The sequence below is a fragment of the Streptomyces vastus genome, assembly GCF_039532825.1.
GTDB classification, from domain to species: Bacteria; Actinomycetota; Actinomycetes; order Streptomycetales; family Streptomycetaceae; genus Streptomyces; species Streptomyces vastus.
Genome location: NZ_BAAASJ010000125.1, coordinates 152836 through 175991 on the forward strand (window position 1 = coordinate 152836; position 23156 = coordinate 175991).

Consider the following 23156-nt stretch of genomic DNA (forward strand, 5'->3'; position numbering starts at 1 on the left):
TCACTGAGACGGAGTGGTGGGGGTCCCCCCGCTCGAGCGAAGCCGAGAGTGGGGGAGGGTGAGTCTGGGGTCTACGGGCTGGCTCGGCCAGGTGTCGCGGATCCAGGCGTGGTCGGGGTGGTCGCAGATCAGCCAGGCGCGCTCGGCGCCGGGGCCCGCCATGACGTTGAGGTAGTACATGTCGTGGCCTGGCACGGCCATGGAGGGACCGTGCCAGCCGTCCGGGATCAGTACGACGTCGCCGCCGCGCACCTCCGCCAGTACGTCCGTGCCGTGGCCGTGACCGGACGGCGAGACCCGCTGATAGCCGAGGCCGGGCGTGCCCTCGTGGTCGGCGAACTCGAAGTAGTAGATCTCCTCCAGCTCGGACTCCTCGCCGGGGCGGTTCACATCGTGCTTGTGCGGCGGGTACGAGGACCAGTTGCCGCCGGGGGTGATCACCTCGACGGCGATGAGCTTGTCGCATTCGAAGACCCCGGCCGCGCCGAAGTTGTGGACCTTGCGCGAGCAGTTGCCGCTGCCGCGCAGTTCGACGGGGACGGAGGAGGCGGGCTCGTAGCGGGCCGGCAGGCGGCGGGTGCAGCGGGCGCCGGTGAGCGCGAAGCGTCCGCCCGCCTGGGAGGTGAGGCTCGCGGTCGCGTCGCGCGGGACGTACACGAAGTCGCTGGGGCCGCTGAACACGCCGGCGCGGCCGTGCAGTTCGTAGGTCTCACCGCCGAAATCGTCGGTGACGGCGACGGCGGCACCGCCGCTGAGCGACAGCACGATCCACTCGCTGTCCCCGGCCGTGAAATGGTGGGTGCCGCCGGGCGCAAGCTCGAGCACCCGCAGGCTGGAGTAGCCCCAGCCGGCGCTCTCGGGGGTGACGTCGACGGCGTACTGCTCGCCGGTGGCCTTGCCCAGAGGCAGATGGTGCGTGTTGGTCATCGGTCGGCTCCTCCTGGTCCGGTCATCGCGCGGTTCCTGCGGGTCAGGCTCACAGCAGCCCGACCGCGGTGTCCACGGCGGTCTCGACGCTGCCCTCCGCGGGGTAGAGCAGGGAACGGCCGACGACCATGCCCTGCACGGTGGGCAGCCGCAGCGCCTTGCGCCACCTCTCGTACGCGCCCTCCTGATCCTTGCCCACCTCGCCGCCCAGCAGTACGGCCGGCAGGGTCGAGGTCTCCAGCGCGGCCGCCATGTCGTCCGGGTCGCTGGTGACGGGCAGCTTCAGCCAGGTGTAGGCGGAGGTGCCGCCCAGGCCCGAGGCGATGGCTATGGAGCGGGTGACGGCCTCGGCGGACAGGTCGTTGCGTACCTTCCCCTCGACCCGGCGGGAGATGAACGGCTCGACGAACAACGGGAGTCGACGCTCGGCCATGGCGTCGACGGCCCGCGCGGTCGACTCCAGGGTGGCCAGCGAGCCGGGGTCGTCGTAGTCGATGCGCAGCAGCAGCTTGCCCGCGTCGAAGTTCAGCCGGGCGATGTCCTCGGGGCGGTGTCCGGTGAAGCGGTCGTCCATCTCGAAGGTCGCCCCGGCGAGCCCGCCGCGGTTCATGGAGCCCATGACGACCTTGTTCTCCAGGGCGCCGAGGAGCAGCAGGTCCTCCAGGATGTCGGCGGTGGCGAGCACCCCGTCCACGCCTGGCCGGGACAGCGCGATGCACAGCCGCTCCAGCAGATCGGCGCGGTTGGCCATGGCCAGGCGGCGGTCGCCGACTCCGAGGGCGCCGCGGGCCGGGTGGTCGGCGGCCACGATCATGAGGCGTCCGCTGTCGCCGATGAGGGGGCGGCGGTTGCGGCGGGCGGCTGCTTCGGCGATGGCCTCCGGGTGCCGGGCGCGCACTCTGACGAGGTCGGGGATGGTGAGGCTCAAGGGTTGGCTCCGTTCAGGGGGCGTGGGGGTCAGCCTCGGGAGGCGTGTCGGGGTCAGCCTCGGGAAGCGACGAGTTCCTCGACCTCGGTGGCGGTCGGCATCGCGGAGGAGCAGGCGAGGCGGGAGGCGACGATGGCTCCGGCCGCGTTGGCGTACCGCATGGTCTTCTCCAGCTCCCAGCCGGCGAGCAGCCCGTGGCAGAGCGAACCGCCGAAGGCGTCGCCCGCGCCGAGTCCGTTGACCACTTCCACGGGCACCGGCGGCACCTCGGCGGTGCTGCCGTCGCGGTGGACGGCGAGGACACCCTTGGGACCCTGCTTGACCACCGCGAGTTCCACACCCGCTTCGATCAGGGCCTCGGCGCAGGTGTGCGGTTCGCGTACGCCTGTGGCGACCTCGCATTCGTCGAGGTTGCCGACGGCGACCGTGACGTGGCGCAGTGCTTCGGCGTAGTACGGGCGGGCCTCGGCCGGGTTCTTCCAGAACATGGGACGCCAGTCGAGGTCGAAGACGGTGGTGCCCGCCTTGTCGCGCGCCTTGAGGGCGGCGAGGGTGGCCGAGCGGCTGGGCTCCTCACTCAGGCCTGTCCCGGTGATCCAGAAGATCTGGGCCGAGCGGATGGCGAAGAAGTCGAGCTCCTCGGTGTGGATCTCCAGGTCCGGCGCCTTGGGCTGCCGGTAGAAGTACAGCGGGAAGTCGTCGGGGGGAAAGATCTCACAAAAAGTTACGGGCGTCGGGTACGCGTCGACCGGGGTGACAAAGCGGTCGTCGACCCCGAACTCGCCCAGCGCCTGGTGCAGATACGCGCCGAAGGGGTCCTTACCAGTGCGGGTGATGATCGCGGTTCTCCGGCCCAGGCGCGCGGCGGCCACCGCGACGTTCGCCGCGGAGCCGCCGAGGAACTTCCCGAAGGTGTCGACGTCTGTGAGGGGGACGCCGGCCTGGAGAGGGTAGAGGTCGACGCCGATACGGCCCATGGTGATCAGGTCGAAGGACTCGGTCATGCGTCGCTCCTCGCTCGGGTGGATGCCCTCAGATGTAAGTCGGCGGACGGGACCCTGTCAATAGTTTGTACTGACATTCTCACGTGCTCGTGAAATGATGTCTTAACAAAGTATTGACACGGTGCCTCATCAGGGGCTTACATCCCGTCCCAACAAGTGCAGCCGAAAGTTCTTCGGCATCTGGCCCGGCGTATGTTCTTCGCACGGGCTCCCAGGGTGCGGGCGTTTGCCCGGCCCGTGTCCTCGCCCGCTCCCTATTTCCCCGCAGCACAGTGAGGTGCCGGAAAGATGGACCGTACGTCTCGCCCCCGCTCCCGCAGACTCCCCGTACTCGTGGCCGCAGCCGCCGCGACAGCACTGATCGCCACCGGCTGCTCCAGCAGCTCCGGGGGCAAGGAATCCGAGGAGAGCGGCGAGAACATCGCCGCGGGCAAGGCCAGCACGCCCCGCATGACCGTCGCCCTGGTCACCCACCAGGCCCCCGGCGACACCTTCTGGGACATCGTCCGCAAGGGCGCAGAGGCGGCCGCCGCCAAGGACAACATCAAGCTGATCTACTCCAGCAACCCCACCGCGGCCGAGCAGGCCAACCTCGTCCAGAACGCCATAGACCAGAAGGTCGACGGCATCGCGGTCACCCTGGCCAAGCCGGACGCCATGAAGGAAGCGGTGGCCAAGGCCGAGAAGGCCGGCATCCCCGTCGTCGGCCTCAACTCCGGTGTCGACAACTGGAAGGATATGGGCCTCCTGTCCTACTTCGGCCAGGACGAGGGCATCGCCGGCGAGGCCCTCGGCAACAGGCTCAACGAGTCCGGCGCCAAGAACGCCGTCTGCGTGGTCCAGGAACAGGGACACGTCGGGCTCGAGGCGCGCTGCGCGGGCGTGAAGAAGACCTTCAAGGGCAAGACGGAGAACCTCTACGTCAACGGCACCGACATGCCGTCCGTGAAGTCGACCATCACCGCCAAGCTCAAGCAGGACACCTCCATCGACGAAGTGGTCACGCTCGGCGCCCCGTTCGCCATGACGGCCGTGCAGTCGGTGTCCGAGGCGGGCAGCGAGGCCAAGGTCGCCACCTTCGACCTCAACAAGGACCTGACCGGCGCCATCGAGAAGGGCGACATCGAGTTCGCCGTCGACCAGCAGCCCTACCTGCAGGGCTACCTCGCGGTCGACACTCTCTGGCTCTACAAGAACAACGGCAACTACAGCGGCGGCGGCGAGGCTCCCGTCCTCACCGGCCCGGCCTTCGTGGACAAGTCCAACGTCGAGGCCATAGCGAAGTTCGCCGCGAAGGGTACTCGGTGATCCCCATGACCCAGCAGGCTGCGCCGGCGGTGTCCGCACCGCCGGCCTCCGGCCCGAAGAAGGAAACCGACGGCCGGACCTCCGAGCGCCCCATGTGGCTGCGGCTGCTCGCCCGGCCCGAGGTCGGCGTCTTCCTCGGAGCCGTCGCGGTGTTCGTCTTCTTCCTCATCGCGGCGCCGCCGGTCCGTGAGGCCGGCTCCATGGCCACGATCCTCTATCAGTCGTCGACCATCGGCCTGATGGCCCTCCCGGTCGCCCTGCTGATGATCGGCGGCGAGTTCGACCTGTCGGCCGGTGTCGCCGTCCTCACCTCGGCGCTCACCGCGAGCATGGTCAGTTACCAGCTGACGATGAACGTCTGGGTGGGCGTCATCGTCGCCCTGATCGTGTCGCTGGCGATCGGCGCGTTCAACGGCTGGCTGCTGGTGAAAACCGGACTGCCGAGCTTCCTGATCACCCTGGGCACCTTCCTGATCCTGCAGGGCGTCAACCTGGCGGTCACCAAGCTGGTCACCGGCAACGTCGCGACGAACGACATCAGCGACATGGACGGCTTCGAGGGGGCCAAGTCGGTTTTCGCCTCGACCTTCACCATCGGTGGCGTGGGGGTGAAGATAACCGTCTTCTACTGGCTGGTCTTCGCGGCGATCGCCACCTGGCTGCTGCTGCGCACCAAGTTCGGCAACTGGACCTTCGCGGTCGGCGGCAACAAGTTCAGCGCCCGCGCGGTCGGTGTGCCGGTGACCTTCACCAAGATCGCGCTGTTCATGGGCGTGGGCTTCGGCGCCTGGTTCGTCGGTATGCACCAGCTGTTCTCCTTCAACACCGTGCAGTCCGGCGAAGGCGTCGGCCAGGAGCTGATCTACATCGCCGCGGCGGTGATCGGCGGCTGTCTGCTGACCGGCGGCTACGGCTCCGCCATCGGCCCGGTCTTCGGTGCCTTCATGTTCGGCATGGTGCAGCAGGGCATCGTGTACGCCGGCTGGAACCCCGACTGGTTCATGGCCTTCCTGGGCGTGATGCTGCTCGGCGCCACCCTCGTCAATCTGTGGGTCCGCAACGCGGCCACCCGGAGGTGATCTGATCCCATGACAAGCAACGGATCCACGGCCAGCGGGGCCCTCGTCAAAGACGCCGCCCCCCAGGACGAGAAGCCGATCGTCGAACTGCGCGGCGCCGGCAAGTCCTACGGCAACATCCGCGCCCTGCACGGCGTGACCCTCTCCGTGCACCCCGGCAGGGTGACATGCGTCCTCGGCGACAACGGCGCCGGCAAGTCCACGCTGATCAAAATCATCTCCGGGCTGCACCAGCACACCGAGGGCGAGTTCCTCGTCGACGGCGAACCGGTGCGCTTCAGCACCCCGCGCGAGGCCCTCGACAAGGGCATCGCCACCGTCTACCAGGACCTCGCCGTCGTCCCGCTGATGCCGGTGTGGCGGAACTTCTTCCTCGGCTCCGAGATGACCAGCGGCCCCTGGCCGATCCGCCGCCTCGACATCGCGCGGATGAAGAAGACCGCGGACGACGAACTGCGCGCCATGGGCATCGTCCTGGACGACCTCGACCAGCCCATCGGCACGCTCTCCGGCGGCCAGCGCCAGTCCGTGGCCATCGCCCGCGCCGTCTACTTCGGCGCCCGCGTCCTCATCCTGGACGAGCCGACCGCCGCGCTCGGCGTCAAGCAGTCCGGCGTCGTGCTGAAGTACATCGCCGCCGCCCGCGACCGCGGCCTCGGCGTCATCTTCATCACCCACAACCCGCACCACGCCTACATGGTCGGCGACTACTTCAGCGTGCTGCGTCTGGGCACCATGGAGTTGTCCGCCGACCGCAGCCAGGTCAGCCTGGAAGAGCTCACCAACCACATGGCCGGCGGTGCCGAACTGGCCGCGCTCAAGCACGAGTTGGCGGAAGTCCGCGGCGTCGACGTGGAAGAGCTTCCCGAGGAGCAGGACCTCAAGGCCCCCGTAGTGACGTCCGAAGGGACCGCATCGTGACCAACGCCCTGGACCGCATCCGCGTCGGTTCGGCTCCCGACTCATGGGGCGTGTGGTTCCCCGACGATCCCCTGCAGGTGCCCTGGGAACGCTTCCTGGACGAGGTCTCCGAGGCCGGTTACTCCTGGATCGAGCTCGGCCCGTACGGCTATCTGCCGTCCGACCCGGCCAGGCTCACCGACGAGGTGAACAAGCGCGACCTCAAGGTGTCGGCCGGCACGGTCTTCACCGCACTCCACCGCGGCCCCGACGTCTGGGACTCCACCTGGGAGCACGTCAGCCAGGTCGCCGAACTGACCCGGGCCATGGGCGCGAAGCACCTGGTGGTCATCCCGTCCTTCTGGCGGGACGACAAGACCGCCGAGCTGATCGAGCCGCCCGAACTGACCGTCCGGCAGTGGGCGAATCTCACCAAGGGCATGGAGCGGCTCGGGCACGAGGTGAAGGAGCGCTTCGGTCTCGACATCGTGGTGCACCCGCACGCGGACACCCATATCGACACCGAGGAACACGTCGAGCGCTTCCTCGACTCCACCGACAGCGCTCTGGTCAACCTCTGCCTGGACACCGGCCACTACGCCTACTGCGGGGGCGACAACGTCAAGCTGATCGAGACGTACGGCGAGCGCATCGGCTACCTCCACCTCAAGCAGGTCGACCCGGAGATCCTGGCCGACGTCGTCAAGAACGAGGTGCCGTTCGGGCCCGCCGTGCAGCGTGGAGTGATGTGCGAACCCCCGTCCGGCGTACCGGAGTTGGAGCCGGTGCTGGTCGCCGCGCAGAACCTCGGCGTCGAGCTGTTCGCGATCGTCGAGCAGGACATGTACCCGTGCGAGCCGGACAAGCCGCTGCCCATCGCCACCCGCACCCGGAAGTTCCTCCGCTCCTGCGGCGCCTGAGAGGGGACACCAGTCCATGACCCAGCGCGGCACGCTCGGCGTGGCCGTCGTCGGCACCGGCAAGATGGGGGCCGACCATGTACGTCGTATCGACGGGGTGACCAGCGGGGCGCGGGTGGCGGCGGTCGTGGACCTCGACACCGCACGGGCCGAGCGGCTCGCCGACGGCATCGACGGCTGCACCGCGTACACCGACCCCGACGCCGCCATGGCGGCGGACGACGTGGACGCGGTGCTGATCGCCTCCCCCGGTCCCGCCCACGAGGCGGCGCTGCTGACGGCCTTCGAGCACGACCTGCCCGTCCTGTGCGAGAAGCCGCTCACGCCGGACGCCGCCTCAGCGCTGCGGGTCATGGAGGCGGAGCAGAAGCTGGGCCACCGGCGGGTGCAGGTCGGGTTCATGCGCCGGTACGACGCCGAGTACATGCGGCTCAAGGAGTTGCTGGACAGCGGCCGACTGGGGCGTCCGCTGATGCTGCACAACCGGCACCGCAACGCGACCCTCCCGGTGCCCGGCTTCACCAGCGAGATGCTCATCAACGACGCCGTCGTGCACGAGATGGACATCACCAGGTGGCTGCTGGACCAGGAGATCACCGCGGTCACCGTGATGAAGCCCAGGCCGTCGTCCAACGCGCCCGAGGGCCTCCAGGACCCGCAGTTCGTCATCTTCGAGACCGACGGGGGCGCCGTCGTCGACGTCGAGATGAACGTCAACTGCCGGTTCGGCTACCAGGTTCAGGCGGAGGCGGTCTGCGAGAACGGCACCGCACGGATCGGTGACGCCCACGGGATGCTCGTCAACTCGGCCGGGCAGTGGGGCGGTTCGATCGCCCCGGACTTCGTGGCGCGCTTCGAGGACGCGTATGACCGTGAAGTGCAGGCCTGGGTGGACGCCACCCGCCGCGGCGAGGTCACAGGACCGAGCGTGTGGGACGGCTATGCGGCCGCCGCGGTCTGCGAAACGGGCGTGACGGCGCTGACCGAGGGCGGCCGGAGAGAGGTGAAGATGATCGACCGCCCTGAGCTGTACCGGAGCTGACAGGGCGTCACACCAGGCAATCAAGGCGCGGGCCAGGAGCGAATCCCGGCCCGCGCCTGTCGCTTGCTGCGGCTGACGCGGCGTCAGGCCGAGAGAGCCGTACGCGGTCGCGGGCGGAAACCCGCCGCCGTGTAGCACTCGTCGATCAGGGTCATCGTCGCCAGCGCGTCGTCCGCGTCCAGCGGGAGCGCCGCCCCGCCGCGGACGCGCGCGGCGAAGGCGTCCAGCTGGTACGTGTACGACGACCTGGTGCCGAGGTGCTCCACCCGCTCGCCCTCCTGCGTGCGCACCACGACCCGGTCGTCCTGGTGCGGCAGCACGAAGTTCGGTGCGAAGGCCTCGCCCCGGGTGCCGACGATCCGGCAGCTCATCTCCAGCTCGCCGTACGCCATGTGGCAGCGGGCCGACCCGGTCGCGCCGCCGGGGAACTCCAGCTCGGCGTCGATCCACTCGTCGACCCCGGGCGCCCCGGCCCGTTCCTCACCCCGCGCGGATACGAGGCGGGGAGCACCGCCCGCCCACGGCGCCAGCAACCGCACGGCGTGCAGGCTGTAGCAGCCCAGGTCCATCACGGCACCGCCGGCGAGCGGCAGCGACCAGCGCGGATCGGCGTCGTCCGGGGCGGGAATCGCGACCAGCGTCTCCACCCGTCGCAGCTCCCCGAGTTCACCGCCGGCCAGCAGCTCGTGCAGGCGCCGCGTGACCGGATGGAAGAGGTAGTGGAAGCCCTCCATGAAGACGGTTCCGGACTTCGCGGCCGCCTCCCGCACCTCGGCGGCCTCCGCGGCGTTGCTCGCCGACGGTTTCTCGGTCAGGACATGCTTGCCCGCGGCGAGGGCGGCGAGGTTCCACGGCCCGTGCAGACCGTTGGCGAGCGGGTTGTAGACGACCTCGACCTCGGGGTCGGCGAGCAGATCGCCGTACGAGTCGTGCACCCGCTCCACGCCGTGCTGTGCGGCGAAGGTCTCCGCCCGGCCGCGGTCCCGTGCGGCCACCGCGACGAGGCGGTGGCCGCCGGCCCGGGCCGGGTCGACGAGCGCGCGTTCGGTGATCCGTGCTGCCCCGAGTACGCCGATGCGCAGTGGTTCCCGGCCCGGTTCGCTCATGCCTGCTGTTCCTCCTCGATCGTGACAGGGCGATCTTCCTGCAGAGTCGTCCCGCCGTCCACAGTCGGGAAGTGCCGGCGGGCGAGGTCCTGGGCGTGGGCTACGGCGCACTCGACCAGTTCGAAGGCGGGCAGGCCGCCGACGTAGTAGGTGCGGGCCCGGCCCTGCAGCGCGTCGAGGCGGTCCATGGCGCCGCCGGCGAGGTCGTCGCTGCCGAAGTGCGGCATGAACGCCCACTGGCGCCGCAGGTGCACCTCCCGCAGCCGCCCGCCGAGTGCCGCGACGTCGTCCCGCAGCAGCGCGGGAACGTCCTCCGGGCGGCCGTAGGAGTAGAAGGTGCGTACATCGCTGCCCGGGTAACGGTGGTGGTACGAGACGCAGTGACCCCTCGCCTCGCGGGTTGCGGTGTGGCGGTCGAGGAAATAGAAGGCGTTCTCCGGCAGGCCGGACGCTGAGGCGAGGGTGGTGTGGTAGGCGTTGCAGCGGATCCGCGCGGCGAGGTCGCGCTCCTCCTCGGTGGCGTCCAGGACCGGCAGGATCCGGTCCAGGGCTACGGCGAGCACCAGGTCGTCCGCCTCCACCGGTCCGGAGTCGGTACCGACCCGCACGCCGCCCGCGTGCCGCTCGACGGACTCCACACGCACGGCGCACCGTACGTCCTTCAGTTCGTCGGCGACCCGGCGCCACAGTGTGGCGAATCCGCCCACGACGGTGAAGTCGCCTGCGTGTCCGAGCAGTTCGGGTCTGCGGGAGGACAGCAGCCCGGTCATCTCCGCGTACTTCACGAAGTACAGCGCGGGCACGTCGTCGTCGAGATAGCCGTACCCGGCCGCCGTGTATCCGGTGCCGAACGACTCGGCCATGGACTGAAGGCCATGCTGGGCGAGCCACTCGGTGACGGGAGCGGCGAGCGCCCGCGCGGAGTGGGCGAGCCCGGGTTCGGCGATGCGCGGGAACTCCCGCTCGCGCAGCGCCTGGTAGCGCGGGAGGGCGCCGTCGAGCAGGAACGCCATGGACTGGCGGCCCGGGGCGCGTGCGGCGACGTCGAGACCGCGGATAACCCGGTAGCGGGTGGTGCGTTCCGTCTCCACGTCCAGCTCGGTCACCAACTCCGCGACCCGCGCGTACTGGCTGGTGCATATGTGGCCGCCGAGGTCGTAGGCCCGGCCGTCGACGTGAACGCTCTGGCACTTCCCGGCCACCGTGTCCTGCTCCTCCAGGACGGTCACCCGGTGCCCGGCACGCTCCAGTTCGCGGGCGGCCGCCAGACCGCTCGGTCCCCCGCCGATGACGACCACGCTCCGGGGGCCGGCGGTGTCGGGTAACTCCTGCATGGTCGTCGCTCCTCGATCGGTCGGACGTGAACGGCTCTCATGGTCGGATGGAGAGATCACATGGCCGTAAACGGACGCGGGAGCTGTGATGTTCACACACAGGCTGTCCCGGGTGCCCGAGGCACCCGGGACACGGGCGAGGGGTCTCAGCCGGCGCGGACCTCGGCGATCGTCACCGGCCGGTGCTCGTTCAGCGACAGCGTGCAGGCCTCGGCGATCCAGCCTGCCTCCAGCGCGTCGGCCACCGTGCACGGCGAGGTCCGCCGGCCGGCGACGACCTCGGTGAACGCGTCGAGTTCGGCGCGGTAGGCGTCGGTGAAGCGGTCCATGAAGAAGTCGTGCGGCGTCCCGGCAGGGAAGGTGACGCCTGGCTCCACGGAGCGCAGCGGCAGCTTGTCCTCCAGGCCGACGGCGATCGAGTCCTGGAAGCCGTGGATCTCCATGCGGACGTCGTAACCGCGGGCGTTGTGGCGGGAGTTGGACACCACCGCGATCGTCCCGTCGTCGAGGGTGAGGATCGCGCCGGTGGTGTCGGCGTCACCGGCCTCCTTGATGTATTCGGCGCCCCGGTTGCCGCCGACGGCGTACACCTCGGTCACCTCGTGGCCGGTGACCCAGCGGATGATGTCGAAGTCGTGTACGGAGCAGTCGCGGAAGATGCCTCCGGAGGCGGCGATGTACGTGGCTGGGGGCGGCGCCGGGTCCAGGGTGGTGGACCGTACGGTGTGCAGCGGGCCGAGTTCGCCGCTCTGGACGGCGGTTCGGGCGGCCATGAACCCGGCGTCGAAGCGCCGGTTGTAGCCGATCTGGATCTCGACGCCGCTGTCCCGCACGGCGTTCAGGACCTCGACGCCTTCCTTCATCGCGCGGGCGACGGGCTTCTCGCAGAAGACCGGCACTCCCGCCTCGACGGCGGCCCGGATCAGTCCGGGATGGGCGTCGGTGGCGGCGGCGATCACCACACCGTCGACGCCGGCGGCCAGTACCGCCTCCGGCGAGCCGACTGCTTCGGCGCCGAAGCGCTCGACGGCGGCCGTGACGGCATCCGCGAACGGGTCCGCGACGACGAGGGACTCGACCACGTCGAGCCGGGACAGGGTCTCGGCGTGGAACGCGCCGATGCGGCCGAGGCCGAGGATGCCGATACGCATGGTTCAGGGGCTCCTAGTTTCCTTGTTTCCTTGTGCGTCGTACGTACTGCTTCTGATCGCTTCTGCGTCGTACGGATGAAGTGCGCGTCGTAGTCGAGTGGGGGGTCAATCGAGTCCGCCGAGGACGTTCTGGTCCCAGTCGACGACCGAGCCGGTGACGACACCGCTGCGGTCGGAGACCAGCAGGACCACGAAGTCGGCGATCTCGTCGGGCTGGCCGAGTTTGCCCATCGGCAGCTTCTGAGCGGCCTGTTCGCGCCAGTCGTCGCCCGCCGCCGTGGAAGGTGCGCGGGGTGGTGTCCTCGCCCTCGGTCGCGGTCCAGCCGATGTTCAGGCCGTTGATCCGGATCCGGTCCCAGCGGTGGGCGTGCGCGGCGATGGGGGTCCCCCCGCGCGAGCGAAGCCGAGCGTGGGGGAGGGTCAGCCCTGCGAGTCCGGCCTTGGCGGCGACGTACGGGGCCAGGAAGGGCTGTCCGCCGTGCTCGGACGAGGTGATGATGTTGACGATCGTGCCGGGCGCCTTGCGCGCCACCATGTCGGCCACTGCGGCCTGCATGGCGAAGAACGGGCCCTTGAGGTTGATCGCGATGTGCGCGTCGAACAACTCGGGTGTGGTGTCGAGCAGTGTTCCGCGGGAGGTGAGCCCGGCGGAGTTGACCAGGCAGTCGATCCAGCCGTACGCCTCGATCACCTGGGCCACACTCCCCCGCGCCTGCTGCGCGTCGGCGAGGTCGGCCCGTATGTACATGGCCTTGGTCCCGGCTTCGGTCAGTTCCGTGACCAGTGCCTCGCCGGGTTCGGGGCGGCGCCCCGTGACGGCCACGGTCGCGCCCTCGCGGGCGGCGGCCCGGGCGACGGCCGCGCCGACGCCTTGGGTGCCGCCGTTGACGAGGACGACCTTGTCCTCAAGAAGTCCCATGTGCTCTCTCGTTCCTCAGCTCTCGCGGCGCTCGGTGGCGGCCCGCAGTGCGTCCCGCAGGTGTTCCGGGGTCCAGTCCTCGCCGAGGGCGCGCCGGACGAGGTCCGCCTGGGAGGGCGGGGCCAGTCCGTCGACGGGCGGGTCGGAGTCCAGGTTCGTCGGGAAGGGGTAGCCCTCGGCGCAGGCCGCGATCACCGTGTCCAGCCACTCCTGGCGTGCGCCCTCGGCCTTGCGCTTCAGCAGCACCGGGTAGACGGCGTTCGCCACGGCCTCGCGGTCGACGGTCTCCATCGCCCGGCCGAAGGCAGAGGAGACCTGGAGCAGATTGGCCATGCGGCGGACGTCCGCCGAGCGATTGTGTCCGGCGGCGTGGAACAGGGCGGGGTTGAAGAAGACCGCGTCGCCCTTGGCGAGGGGGAGCTGGACGTGACGTGCCTCGAAGTAGGCCCGGAATTCGGGCAGTCGCCAGGCCAGGTAGCCGGGCTCGTACTTCTGTGAATGCGGCAGGTACATCGTCGGGCCGGACTCGACGGGCATGTCGCAGTGGGCGACCGCGCCCTGGAGGGTCAGTACGGGTGAGAGGCGGTGGACGTGCGCCGGGTATGCGGTCGCGGTCTCGTTGGAGAGGAAGCCGAGGTGGTAGTCGCGGTGCACCGTCTGGGCGGCGCCGCCCGGGTTGACCACGTTGATCTGGGAGGTTACCTGGTAGCCGGGGCCGAGCCAGGCCGATGACACCAGGGCGAGGACGTCGTTGGCGTAGTAGTCGGCGAACGCCTCAGCGTCATACAGGGCCGCCTTCTCCAGTGCGTTCCAGACCCGGTCGTTGGCGCCCGGCTTGGCGAAGTGATCACCCGCGGTCGCGCCCGCGGCACGCTGCTCGGCGATCAGGGCGTCGAAGACGGCGGTGGCCCGGTCGACGACCTCCGGGTCCGCAAAGGCGCCCCGGAAGACCACGATTCCCGGGCCCTCGGCGAGCGCGTGCACCAGCTCGGCCTGGAACTCGCGGTCGGCCTCGACCTGGTCGGCGTCGTAGACCGGCACGTTCCGCACGATGGCGGAGGCCTGCGGGTAGTCGGTGGGGTCGGTCTCCTGCTCGACGAGCGCACGGAAGGAGTCCAGGTCGCAGTCCTGCTCGGACAGCCAGGGACGGGGGTGTACGGAGGTGACGGTCATCGTCGTCCCTTCGGGTCACGGAGCGGTGGAGCGCTGTCATTCTTGTCAGTACAAACCCCTCGAACAACCAGCAGGAACCCATCAAAAACCCCTCAAGGAGCCGGCGCATGGGCCACCCGTTTCCCGTCCGTGAGATCGCACGTCAGGCGGGTCTGAGCGAGGCCACGGTCGACCGGGTCCTCAACGGCCGGGGCGGCGTACGGGAGAGCACCGCGCAGGAGGTGCACCGGGCGATAGCCGACCTGGACCGGCAGCGCACCCAGGTCCGGCTCGTGGGCCGCACCTTCATGATCGACATAGTGATGCAGGCGCCGGAGCGCTTCACCACCGCCGTACGCGCCGCGTTGGAGGCCGAGCTGCCGTCTCTGCATCCGGCCGTGTTGCGCTCCCGTTTCCGGTTCCGCGAGACCGGCCCGGTCGGGGAGCTGGTCGGCACCCTGGACCGGATCGCCCGGCGCGGCTCGCAGGGCGTGATCCTCAAGGCCCCGGACGTCCCCGAGGTCACCGCCGCGGTCGGCCGGCTCGAGGCGGCGGGCATCCCGGTCGTGACCCTGGTGACCGATCTGCCCGCGAGCACGCGGCTCGCCTATGTCGGCATCGACAACAGGGCGGCGGGCGCCACCGCGGCATATCTCCTGGGCCAGTGGCTGGGCGACCGGCCGGGGCACGTCCTGACCACCGTCAGCCGGGGTTTCTTCCGGGGCGAGGAGGAACGCGAGATGGGCTTCCGCGCCGCGATACGCGCCCGTCATCCCGTACGGCGCCTGGTCGAGGTCACGGACAGCGACGGCCTGGACGCCACCCAGTACGACCTGGTGCTGGCCGCGCTCCGGGACGACCCGGGCATCAAGGCCGTCTACTCGATCGGGGGCGGGAACGTCGCCACGCTCGACGCCTTCGACGCCTTGAACCGGCCGTGCGAGGTCTTCATCGCCCACGACCTGGACCACGACAACGCGCGGCTGCTGCGGGCGGGGCGGCTGTCCGCCGTACTCCACCACGACCTGCGTCAGGACATGCGGCGGGCCTGCCGGGTGATCATGCGGGCCCATGGCGCGCTGCCCGCCGGTACGGCACCCGCGCTGCCGTCCCCGATCCAGGTCGTTACGCCGTACAACATGCCGCCTGAGTCGGCGGGGGTTGCGGACTCGTAGTGCAACTCTGTAGTTGCACATGGGCGAGCGACGTGCAACCCTGGAGTTGCATCAATGGTGGCAATGAACGCCACCGATGAATGACATCCATGCATGACTACGGCAGAGGAGTCACCCATGAGCGAGGACCGGATCGAGCGCGAAACCCTGATCGCGGCACCCCTGGAGCGGGTCTGGACGCTGGTGGCCCAGCCCGGGTTCTGGGTGGCCGACAAGACGAGCCTGCCCGGCACGGTGGCAAGGGAAGGCGAGTCGATGGTGGCGAAGAACGCCGAGCACGGGGACTTCCCGGTGCGAGTGGAGAAGGTTCAGCCTCCGACGTACCTGGCGTACCGCTGGACCAGCGCGTTCCCGGGCGAAGAGCTGCGCGAGGACAACAGCACCCTCGTCGAGTTCACGTTGTCACAGGAAGGCGACGGGACACGGCTGCGCGTGGTGGAGAGCGGGTTCGCGGCACTGGCCGGCTCCGAGGAGCTGCGCAGCCAGAACTTCAAGGAGCACAGCGAGGGCTGGCCCGTGGAGCTCGACGCGCTCAAGACGCGCGCCGAACAGCCCTCCGCATGACGGAGGAGTCTCGCGGCGCCATCGGGCCGGTCGACAGCGTCCTCGGCGCGCTGGCCGACCCGACGCGGCGTCAGCTCCTCGATCAGCTTGCCGCCCGGGGTGAGGCCACCGCGACGACGCTCGCCGCCCAACTCCCCGTCTCACGCCAGGCGGTGGTCAAACACCTCGCCGTCCTGGATGCCGCCGGGCTGGTGTCCGGGAGCCGGGTCGGGCGCGAGATGCGCTACATGGTGCGGCCCGCGGCACTGGACGCGACGGCGCGGTGGATGGCCACGCTGGCGGCCGACTGGGACAGCCGGCTGGCGACCATCAAGCGCGTGGCCGAGGAAGCGGAGGCGGCGGAGCGGGATTCGGGCTAGGTGCTCCGCGAACTCCGAGCGGTCCTGGCGGCGGTCGTCTCAGACCTTGATTCCGATGGTGGAGTTCCACTCCAGCAGCCGGGCAAGTTCCTCATCGCCGGGCCGCGCCGCAGGCGCTTGACCGGTGCGGGACGGTGTATGGACGCCCCGTGAGATGTTTCCGCTGACGGTGGTGTTGTGTTCCACGCGCGGGCGGCGGAGGGTTTCGTACACGGACAGCGCGGTGTCGGTGTCGGGTGTGTCGCGCAGTGCTTTGGCGAGGATGACGGCGTCCTCCATCGCCATCGAAGCCCCTTGCCCGGCTGCCGGGGAGGCCGCGTGGGCGGCGTCGCCGATGACCAGCATCCGTCCCGAGCGCCAGGGCGCTCCGGGCGGTATCTCGGTGGCGTTGGTGGCCAGGATGTCGTCGGTGGAGGCGGCGACGATGTCGGCGGCCGGGGTGGCGTCTTCGCGCAGCAGCGGCAGCAGCCGTTCGCGCCACTGGGCAGGCGTGCCGTGTGCGATCTCCTCGGCGGACAGGGGTTCTCCGGCCACGCGAGCGAACCAGTACGTCTGCCCGCCGGGCGACACCGCGTGGCCGAAGGAGGCCGCACTTCCGCGCACCACGGTGAAGCGCTCGTCGTCGGCCTCCTCGGCCAGAGCGGCGCCGGCGGTGTAGCCGTAGAACACGTACTCGCCCGCGTAGCGCGGTTGTGAGGCAGGGGCGATCGTCCGGCGGACGGTGGAGCTCAGGCCGTCGGCACCGATGAGCAGGTCGCCGGTCGTGGTGCTGCCGTCGGCGAAGTGTGCGGTGACGCGGTCTTGGCCGTCTTGGACGGACGCCAGCGAGGCGCCGTGCCGGATGCCGATGCCCCGGCGGGCGGCCTCGGCCTGCAGGGCGGCGTTGAGTTCACCGCGACGCAGGCACCGGTACCGCAGGACGGGGTTGTCGGCCTCGCCGAGCCGCCTCTGCGTGACTTCGGTGCCCGCGCCGTCGACGAGGCGCATCGAGGTCAGCGGGAAACCGGCCGCGGTGACCGCGGCGGAGGCGTCGATCTGCGCGAGGGCTCGCATGCCGTTGCTCGCGAGCGCGAGGAAAGCGCCGATGTCCTCGGCCGAGTCCGGGTGGGCCTCGTACACGGAGACGTCGAAGCCGGCCTTGTGCAGGGCCAGGGCCGTCGTCGTGCCGGCGATCCCGCCGCCGATGACGAGTATGCGGGTCACCATGTATCCGGCTCCTCCATGTATGGCTTGGGTGACGTGCCTATGCGTTGCGGGGAACGTGCGGGCGAGTCCGTGGGGTCCCCGGGCGCGCGCTCGGCCCGGCCCGGGACATCTCGCCCAACTACGGCCTTCCAGCGGCCTGTTGACTCCGAGGGCTGACGGGTTTGATCCATAAGATCACGAGGCGGGCCTCGGATGCGATGTGTCGAGCGATCAGCCACGGCGGGTCGGGTCAGGTGGTGGAAGCGGGACCGGGCGGCAGGTGGACCGTCATGATCAGGCTGCAGGCTTCGGTACCGGAGCCGCGGTAGATGTGCGGGGCGTCGGCGTCGAACGTGGCGGTCTGTCCGGCTTCCAGGGTGTGTTCGGTGCCGTCGACGATCAGGGTCATCCGGCCGGTGGTGACGCTGAGGGTTTCCACGACGCCGGACCGGTGGGGGTGGCTGGGGTATTCCTCGTCCGGTTCCAGTTGCCAGCGCCAGACCTCGACCGGGGCCGGGCCGGAGGTCGTCAGCATGAGCCGGGCCTCACTCCCCCGTTCTCCGGTCCACAGCGGCGCCACGGCGTCGGCGGCCACGACGCGGACGCGGCCTTCGGGCGGCCCCTGCAGCAGGTCGGACACCGAGATGCCGAGGGTGTCGGCCAGTCGGACCAGGGTGGCCAGGTTCGGGTTGCCCTGGGCTTTCTCCAGTGCCACCAGGGCTCCCTTGCTGACCTGGGAGCGTCGGCTGAGTTCCTCCAGGGACAGGCCCGCCCGGGTACGGGCCGCCCGGACGTTGTGCGCCACCGTCCGCAGGGCTGCGGCTGTCTCGACCATCTGATCTCCATCCTCGCCACCGACCACTTCAATGCACCGCGCGGTCGTTTGGTTGACACGGGCCGGTCGTTGCGTTGTACGGTGTGGTCGTTCCAATGATAGTAAGGGGCCGTCGCCGTCGACCGGCCGCCCTACGGCCGGATGCTGCCCGGTATCCGCGGCCTGCGCCTCGAAGTCACCGAGGTACAGGCCAAGTTCAAGTACGACGACCACAAGCCCGTCGAACACCGCACCGCCGTCGCCGACCACCTCAGCGCACGCGACCAGGGCCTCGACGTGCCCACCGCACGCCAGCAGCGCCGCCGTCTGGACCGCATCGGCCCCTGGAAGCCCTGACGCCCGCCCCGACCACCCACGCCCGGACACAGGAAACGGAAACCCCGCCCATGCCCGCCTTCCGCATCACCCCCGCCGTCGCGGACGCCTTCCCCGACACGCTCATCGCCCTGGTCACCGCCACCGGCCTGCGCGGCCGTGAACCCTGGCCCCACACCACCGCAGCCCTGGAGGACCTGGAGCAGCAACTCGCCGACGGCACCTGGCAGCCCGCCGACGAGACCGACCCCCGCATCGAGGCCTGGCACACCGCCTACCGCTCCTTCGGCACCAACCCCCGCCGTATCCGCCCCAGCGTCGACGCCCTCGGCCGCCGCCTCGCCAAGAAGGGCACACTGCCGCGCATCAACCCGGCCGTCGACACCTACAACGTCGTCTCCGTACGGCACGGCCTGCCCGCCGGCGCCTTCGACCTGGACCACGTCACCGGCGACGTCGACATCCGATACGCGGACGGCACCGAGTCCTTCACCCCGCTCGGCGAACCCGACACCGTCGAGAACCCCAAGCCCGGCGAGATCATCTACGCGGACACCACCGGCGTCCTGACCCGCCACTGGAACCACCGCGACGCCCACCGCACCCGCGTCACCGAGGACTCCACCCACATCGCCTTCGCCCTCGAAACCCTCCACGCCACCCGCGACGGCGACGTCCTCAAGGTCGCGGCGAAGGAACTCCAGGGCCTGCTCGCCCCGCACGCCGAACAGACCGCCGTGCACTTCCTCAGCCCGGCACAACCCCAGGTCAGCACCTGACACCGTCAGCACCTGTGATCCTGACGCCGTCGGTGGGAGAGACCCGGCCGCGGTCCCTGGGGGGTGGGGAGGCCGCGGCCGGGTCGTTCACCGCGCCGGCCACGTCCCCACGGGGCCGGTGCGGTCCGGGGACGCATGCCGATCGCCGCGCGCCCCGGGGTTCAGGGCGATGTCCGCAGGGCCTACGGGCTGACCGCCAGTGGCGCGGCCTTGCGGCAGCACCATGCCGTCAACGGTGCGCAGGTGCTCCTGGGCGCGGCGGGCGATCTGCGGGGCGATGTGCTGGAACCGCAGCCGCACCCCCGGCGCCGCGTCGCGCACCAGGGCGGCCAGCGTCCGGCCGAAGGTGGCCAGATGTATATCGGTCACCACCAGGGTGAACTCGCGCAGCGCGTGGGCGGGTTCAAAGGCGGGACGGGTCTGGAAAACCCGGTCCGCCGAGCCGAGCGCCTGCGCCGTGTGCGCGGCCACGCGCTCGGCCAGCGGCGTGAGCTCGTAGGTGTTCCCCACTCGGGTGAGCAGTTCGTCGCCGACTGCTGACGCGGGAGCCCTCGCGCCCAATCCAACGTGAGTTTCAATTCACATGTAGGGCCCATCGCCAAGCGGCCTGTCACGGACTACCAGGAAGCCAGTGACCCGTCCGTGTTGCGCCAGACCGGGTTGCGCCAGCGGTGGCCGCGTTCGGCGGCGGCGCGGACCGCGTCCTCGTCGATGGTGATGCCGAGTCCGGGGGCGGTGGGGCGGTCGATGTAGCCGTCGCGGAACGTGAAGGGCGTGGTGTCGGCGAGGTAGTCCAGCAGTCCGCTGCTGTCGCCGTAGCCGATGCCGAGCGCCTGTTCCTGGATGAGGAAGTTGGGGATCGCGAAGTCGAGTTGCAGGCTGGCCGCGAGGGCGATCGGGCCGAGCGGGCAGTGCGGGGCCACCACGACGTCGTACGCCTCGGCCATCGCGGCGATCCGGCGGGTCTCGGAGATGCCTCCGGCGTGGCTGATGTCGGGCTGGGCCACGGCGATGCCGTCGGAGAGCACTGAGCGGAAGTCCCAGCGGGAGTAGAGCCGTTCGCCGGTGGCTATGGGGATGGAGGTGGAGCGCACCACGGCGCCGAGGTCCTGGGAGAACTCCGGCAGCACGGGCTCCTCGACGAACATCGGCAGCAGGGGCTCGAGCAGGGGCAGTACGCGGCGGGACATCGCCCCGCTGAACCGGCCGTGGAAGTCGAGTGCCAGGTCGCGGTCCGGGCCGATGGCCTCGCGGACCGCGGTCACGCTGTCCACGATGGCGTTGATCGCGCCGGCCGTGGCGAGCGGCTCCAGCTGCCCGCAGGGGTTGAGCTTGACCGCGGTCATGCCCTTGGCGACCTGCTCGGCCGCCGACTCGCCCAGCTCCTCGAGGGTTTCCCCGCCGACCCAGCCGTAGACGCGTACCCGGTCCCGTACATGGCCGCCGAGCAGCTGGTACACCGGCACACCGTGGGTCTTGCCCGCGATGTCCCACAGGGCCTGGTCGATACCGGCCAAGGCGCTGTTGAGTACGACGCCTCCACGGTAGAAACCGCTCTTGGCGAGCACCTGCCAGTGCTCCTCGATACGGGCCGGGTCCTGCCCCAGGAGGTAGTCGAACATCTCCTCGACGCACTTGGCGACGGTGTGGGCCTTGCCCTCGACGATGGGCTCTCCCCAGCCGGAGATGCCCTCGTCGGTGTCGACGCGCAGGAAGAGCCAGCGCGGTTCGACGAGGAAGAGCTCGTATCCAGTGATCTTCATGGGGTGGACCTCCGGTCCTGTGCTGGATCCGCCGGGCCGGGCCCGGGCGAGACAGCGTGCGGGTGAGTCGGTGTGGTTGGGGCGGGTGAGAGGACGTGCCCGCTCCGGGAGAGAGTCGAGCTGTGAGGAAGGGGCTGCTGTGCAGGACGCCCGCGGGCGCGGCCCACCGGGACGCGGAGAGCCGGGTCGTGCCTGGAGCGGGCAGGGGTCAGGCCTGGAACGGGCGAGGGCGGCCTACTCCTGGGAGCTGATGCTGCGGCCACCGTCCACGAGCAGGTTCTGGCCGGTGACGAAGGAGGCGTCCTCGGAGGCGAGGAAGGCGACGGCGGCGGCGATGTCCTCGGGGGCACCGAGCCGGCCGACGGGAGTGCGTGCGATGGTCTGCGCCTTGTACTCGGGGGGTGTCTCGGCCCACAGGGCAGTGGCCACGGCTCCGGGCAGGACGGCGTTGAACCTGATCTGCCCGGCGTACTCGACGGCGAGCTGGCGTACGAGGGCGTTGATCCCGCCCTTGGCCGCCGCGTACGCGGGGAAACCCTTGAAGCCGATGACCGCGTGTACGGACGAGGTGATCACCACCGCGCCTCTGGCCGTACTGAGCAATGGCACGGCGGCCCGGACACCGTAGAAGACGGAGTCGAGGCAGAGCCGCAGCTGGTCGTGCCAGGCGGCGTCGTCCAGTTCGTGTGCCGCTCCGGGGAAGTTCTGGCCGGCGTTGAGGTGCAGGACGTCGAGGTGCCCGGTCCAGGACGTCACCGCCTCGACGGCCTCGGTCCACGCGTCGACCGAGGTGACGTCGAGTGCACGGTGCCGGGCCCGTCCGCCCTGGGCGCCGATCTCCTCGGCCACCCGGCGGGCGCCCTCGGCGTCCACGTCGGTGACGAGGACCGACGCCCCCTCCGCGGCGAGGCGGTGGGCGGTCGCCTCACCGATGCCGGAGGCGGCCGCGGTGAGCAGGGCCGTACGGCCCGTGAAGCGTGTGGGACCGGCACGACTCATGGTGTCGCTCCTGGACCTGCCGTGGAACCGCGCAGCACCAGGCGCGGCTCGGTGGGTACGACGACGTCTCCAACGGGTGCCCCCTGAATGGCGGCCACCAAGGCCTCCACGGCCGCGGTGCCCAGCTCGTACAGGGGCATCGCCACGGTGGTCAGCGGCGGGGAGAGGTGACCGGCGACGGGCAGGTCGTCGTTCCCGACCACGGAGACGTCCTCGGGGATCCGCTGGCCGAGGTCCCGGACGGCTGTCATGGCGCCCATCGCCTGGGCGAGTGAGCTGGTGTAGAGCGCGGTGACCGGCGGACGCGTACTACCGTCGGCCGGACGCAGCAGTTGCAGCGCCGCGGACACGCCGCCGTCCTCGGTGAAGTCCCCGGACGCCACGGGGGAGGCGGACAGCCCGAGTTCCCCGGCGTGTCGCAGGAACGCCTTCTTGCGGTCCTCACTGGGGGTGATGCCGGGCGGGCCCGCGATGTGGCCGACCGCGCGGTGGCCGAGACCGTAGAGGTGGTCGAGGGCGGTGATGCTCGAACGGGCCACGTCCATGGTGACGTTCCGGCCGGAGCCCTCCACCGAGCGGTTGAGGAAGACATGCGGGACCGGGGTGCGGCTCAGGGCGTCCAGCAGTGGGTGGCCGGGGCGCGCGGAGGCGATGAGCAGCCCGTCGACCCGGCCCTCCTGCACCAGGTCGTTGAAGGACTCGTCGGCCTCCTGCCCGTCGAAGTCCTCGGCCAGCAGGGAGAGATAGCCCAGCTCGCGGGCGCGCTGGTAGGCGCCTCGGGCGATGGTGACGTACGTGGGGTTGTCCAGGGCGGGGACCAGCAGCGCCAGGGCGTGCGTGCGGGCACCGGCCAGGGCCCGGGCTCCGGAGTGGGGACGGTAGCCCAGCGCTGCGGCGGCCTCCTGGACGCGCTGCCGGGTCTCCGGCCGGACGGACAGGTCCTGCCGGCCGTTGAGCACCTTGGACACGGTGGCCTTGGAGACTTTGGCCATCTCCGCCACGTCGACCAGCCTTGCCCTGACGGGCTGTTCCGGCACGTGGGTTCCCTCTTTCCGTTGGGCGCCTCGGACCGCTCGGGTGTGTCTGCCGGTGGCGCATTCCGACTCTTGCAAGAACTCTTGACACCCTCTGGCGCCGCAACTTAACGTTCGCCGAAGTTTCAGTCAACCGGTTTCCTCAGGCGGAAATAAGCGATACGTCCGGGCAGAGCCAGAGAAACCGGTCACAACCTCCACGACAGCAATCCAGCCAGAGTCAGCCATGGGTGGGGTGTGCCTCGATGCGCCCCGAAAGGCCCACCACGAACGCGACCACCGTCGCAATCCGGTGGGGCGATGCCGGTGCCTGCACACGTCCACGACAGACGTGTGCGCGCTCGGTTCGGGAGATCCCGCACGACGGCCGAGCGGGCC

23 protein-coding genes and 1 pseudogene are annotated in these 23156 nt (G+C 70.3%); 10 read left to right on the forward strand and 14 right to left on the reverse strand.

The genetic code is table 11. The features are described from left to right. From iolB to iolC, 3 genes are read right to left on the reverse strand one after another with little or no spacing between them, the layout of a single operon-like run. Window positions 1-927 (reverse strand): 5-deoxy-glucuronate isomerase, encoded by a 927-nt coding sequence (gene iolB, locus ABD357_RS43070; protein ID WP_344397129.1) that lies wholly within the window; start codon window positions 925-927, stop codon window positions 1-3. A gap of 49 nt (window positions 928-976) precedes the next feature. Next, on the reverse strand, window positions 977-1855 hold the full coding sequence (locus ABD357_RS43075) for a Cgl0159 family (beta/alpha)8-fold protein (RefSeq protein WP_344397131.1): 879 nt from the start codon (window positions 1853-1855) through the stop codon (window positions 977-979). Between the two features lie 53 nt (window positions 1856-1908). Next, window positions 1909-2859, reverse strand: a complete 951-nt coding sequence (iolC, locus tag ABD357_RS43080) for a 5-dehydro-2-deoxygluconokinase (RefSeq protein ID WP_344397133.1) — start codon at window positions 2857-2859, stop codon at window positions 1909-1911. Between the two features lie 288 nt (window positions 2860-3147). On the opposite strand from iolC, the gene ABD357_RS43085 reads away from it, so the two are divergent. The 5 genes from ABD357_RS43085 to ABD357_RS43105 are packed head-to-tail and all read left to right on the forward strand — an operon-like array spanning window position 3148 to window position 8108. Beyond that, window positions 3148-4167 (forward strand): sugar ABC transporter substrate-binding protein, encoded by a 1020-nt coding sequence (locus tag ABD357_RS43085; RefSeq protein ID WP_344397135.1) that lies wholly within the window; start codon window positions 3148-3150, stop codon window positions 4165-4167. Beyond that, window positions 4167-5246 (forward strand): ABC transporter permease, encoded by a 1080-nt coding sequence (locus ABD357_RS43090; protein ID WP_189321835.1) that lies wholly within the window; start codon window positions 4167-4169, stop codon window positions 5244-5246. Before ABD357_RS43085 ends, ABD357_RS43090 begins: the two co-directional genes overlap by 1 nt. A gap of 9 nt (window positions 5247-5255) precedes the next feature. Then, the gene (locus ABD357_RS43095; RefSeq protein ID WP_344397136.1) at window positions 5256-6167 is read left to right on the forward strand and encodes an ATP-binding cassette domain-containing protein; all 912 of its coding nucleotides are present in this window, start codon (window positions 5256-5258) and stop codon (window positions 6165-6167) included. Then, window positions 6164-7066 (forward strand): sugar phosphate isomerase/epimerase family protein, encoded by a 903-nt coding sequence (locus tag ABD357_RS43100; protein ID WP_344397138.1) that lies wholly within the window; start codon window positions 6164-6166, stop codon window positions 7064-7066. The genes ABD357_RS43095 and ABD357_RS43100 overlap by 4 nt, the downstream gene beginning before the upstream one ends. Window positions 7067-7082: 16 nt before the next feature. Next, the gene (locus ABD357_RS43105; RefSeq protein WP_344397140.1) at window positions 7083-8108 is read left to right on the forward strand and encodes a Gfo/Idh/MocA family protein; all 1026 of its coding nucleotides are present in this window, start codon (window positions 7083-7085) and stop codon (window positions 8106-8108) included. An 83-nt stretch (window positions 8109-8191) separates the two neighbouring features. Here ABD357_RS43105 and ABD357_RS43110 read toward each other — a convergent pair whose 3' ends face one another. From ABD357_RS43110 to ABD357_RS43130, 5 genes and pseudogenes are all read right to left on the reverse strand, one after another. Next, entirely contained in the window at window positions 8192-9214 is a 1023-nt protein-coding gene (locus ABD357_RS43110; protein ID WP_344397142.1) for a Gfo/Idh/MocA family protein, read from the reverse strand. Beyond that, entirely contained in the window at window positions 9211-10548 is a 1338-nt protein-coding gene (locus tag ABD357_RS43115) for a protoporphyrinogen/coproporphyrinogen oxidase (protein ID WP_344397144.1), read from the reverse strand. The genes ABD357_RS43110 and ABD357_RS43115 overlap by 4 nt, the downstream gene beginning before the upstream one ends. A 146-nt stretch (window positions 10549-10694) precedes the next feature. Further along, complete coding sequence (locus tag ABD357_RS43120) at window positions 10695-11699, reverse strand: Gfo/Idh/MocA family protein (protein ID WP_344397146.1); 1005 nt, start codon at window positions 11697-11699, stop codon at window positions 10695-10697. Between the two features lie 105 nt (window positions 11700-11804). Next, a pseudogene (locus tag ABD357_RS43125) lies at window positions 11805-12618 on the reverse strand (SDR family oxidoreductase). A 15-nt stretch (window positions 12619-12633) separates the two neighbouring features. Next, window positions 12634-13791: a phytanoyl-CoA dioxygenase family protein gene (locus ABD357_RS43130; RefSeq protein WP_344397148.1), complete on the reverse strand. Its 1158-nt coding sequence runs from the start codon at window positions 13789-13791 to the stop codon at window positions 12634-12636. Between the two features lie 107 nt (window positions 13792-13898). On the opposite strand from ABD357_RS43130, the gene ABD357_RS43135 reads away from it, so the two are divergent. From ABD357_RS43135 to ABD357_RS43145, 3 genes are all read left to right on the forward strand, one after another. Continuing rightward, window positions 13899-14945 (forward strand): LacI family DNA-binding transcriptional regulator, encoded by a 1047-nt coding sequence (locus tag ABD357_RS43135; protein ID WP_344397150.1) that lies wholly within the window; start codon window positions 13899-13901, stop codon window positions 14943-14945. 117 nt (window positions 14946-15062) lie between these two features. Further along, window positions 15063-15509, forward strand: a complete 447-nt coding sequence (locus tag ABD357_RS43140; RefSeq protein WP_344397152.1) for an SRPBCC domain-containing protein — start codon at window positions 15063-15065, stop codon at window positions 15507-15509. Further along, window positions 15506-15868: an ArsR/SmtB family transcription factor gene (locus tag ABD357_RS43145; RefSeq protein ID WP_344397154.1), complete on the forward strand. Its 363-nt coding sequence runs from the start codon at window positions 15506-15508 to the stop codon at window positions 15866-15868. The genes ABD357_RS43140 and ABD357_RS43145 overlap by 4 nt, the downstream gene beginning before the upstream one ends. A gap of 39 nt (window positions 15869-15907) precedes the next feature. On the opposite strand, the gene ABD357_RS43150 is transcribed toward ABD357_RS43145, so the two are convergent. Both ABD357_RS43150 and ABD357_RS43155 read right to left on the reverse strand, forming a co-directional pair. Beyond that, complete coding sequence (locus ABD357_RS43150) at window positions 15908-17071, reverse strand: FAD-dependent oxidoreductase (protein WP_344397629.1); 1164 nt, start codon at window positions 17069-17071, stop codon at window positions 15908-15910. Window positions 17072-17303: 232 nt separating this feature from the next. Beyond that, complete coding sequence (locus ABD357_RS43155) at window positions 17304-17888, reverse strand: helix-turn-helix domain-containing protein (protein ID WP_344397155.1); 585 nt, start codon at window positions 17886-17888, stop codon at window positions 17304-17306. A gap of 141 nt (window positions 17889-18029) precedes the next feature. Between ABD357_RS43155 and ABD357_RS43160 the strand changes: the two genes are divergently transcribed. Both ABD357_RS43160 and ABD357_RS43165 read left to right on the forward strand, forming a co-directional pair. Continuing rightward, window positions 18030-18224 (forward strand): hypothetical protein, encoded by a 195-nt coding sequence (locus tag ABD357_RS43160; protein WP_425585241.1) that lies wholly within the window; start codon window positions 18030-18032, stop codon window positions 18222-18224. A gap of 50 nt (window positions 18225-18274) precedes the next feature. Further along, window positions 18275-18982, forward strand: a complete 708-nt coding sequence (locus ABD357_RS43165) for a B3/B4 domain-containing protein (protein WP_344397157.1) — start codon at window positions 18275-18277, stop codon at window positions 18980-18982. An 87-nt stretch (window positions 18983-19069) separates the two neighbouring features. Here the strand turns inward: ABD357_RS43165 and ABD357_RS43170 are convergent, their stop codons facing one another. The 4 genes from ABD357_RS43170 to ABD357_RS43185 form a co-directional block, all read right to left on the reverse strand. Beyond that, complete coding sequence (locus tag ABD357_RS43170) at window positions 19070-19492, reverse strand: hypothetical protein (RefSeq protein WP_344397159.1); 423 nt, start codon at window positions 19490-19492, stop codon at window positions 19070-19072. A 107-nt stretch (window positions 19493-19599) separates the two neighbouring features. Then, window positions 19600-20745 carry a galactonate dehydratase gene (gene dgoD / locus ABD357_RS43175; protein ID WP_344397161.1) on the reverse strand — a complete coding sequence of 382 codons (1146 nt, stop codon included), beginning with the start codon at window positions 20743-20745 and terminating at the stop codon, window positions 19600-19602. Between the two features lie 234 nt (window positions 20746-20979). Next, complete coding sequence (locus ABD357_RS43180) at window positions 20980-21744, reverse strand: SDR family NAD(P)-dependent oxidoreductase (RefSeq protein ID WP_344397163.1); 765 nt, start codon at window positions 21742-21744, stop codon at window positions 20980-20982. Next, window positions 21741-22781: a LacI family DNA-binding transcriptional regulator gene (locus ABD357_RS43185; RefSeq protein ID WP_344397164.1), complete on the reverse strand. Its 1041-nt coding sequence runs from the start codon at window positions 22779-22781 to the stop codon at window positions 21741-21743. Before ABD357_RS43185 ends, ABD357_RS43180 begins: the two co-directional genes overlap by 4 nt. Between the last annotated feature and the right edge of the window lie 375 nt (window positions 22782-23156).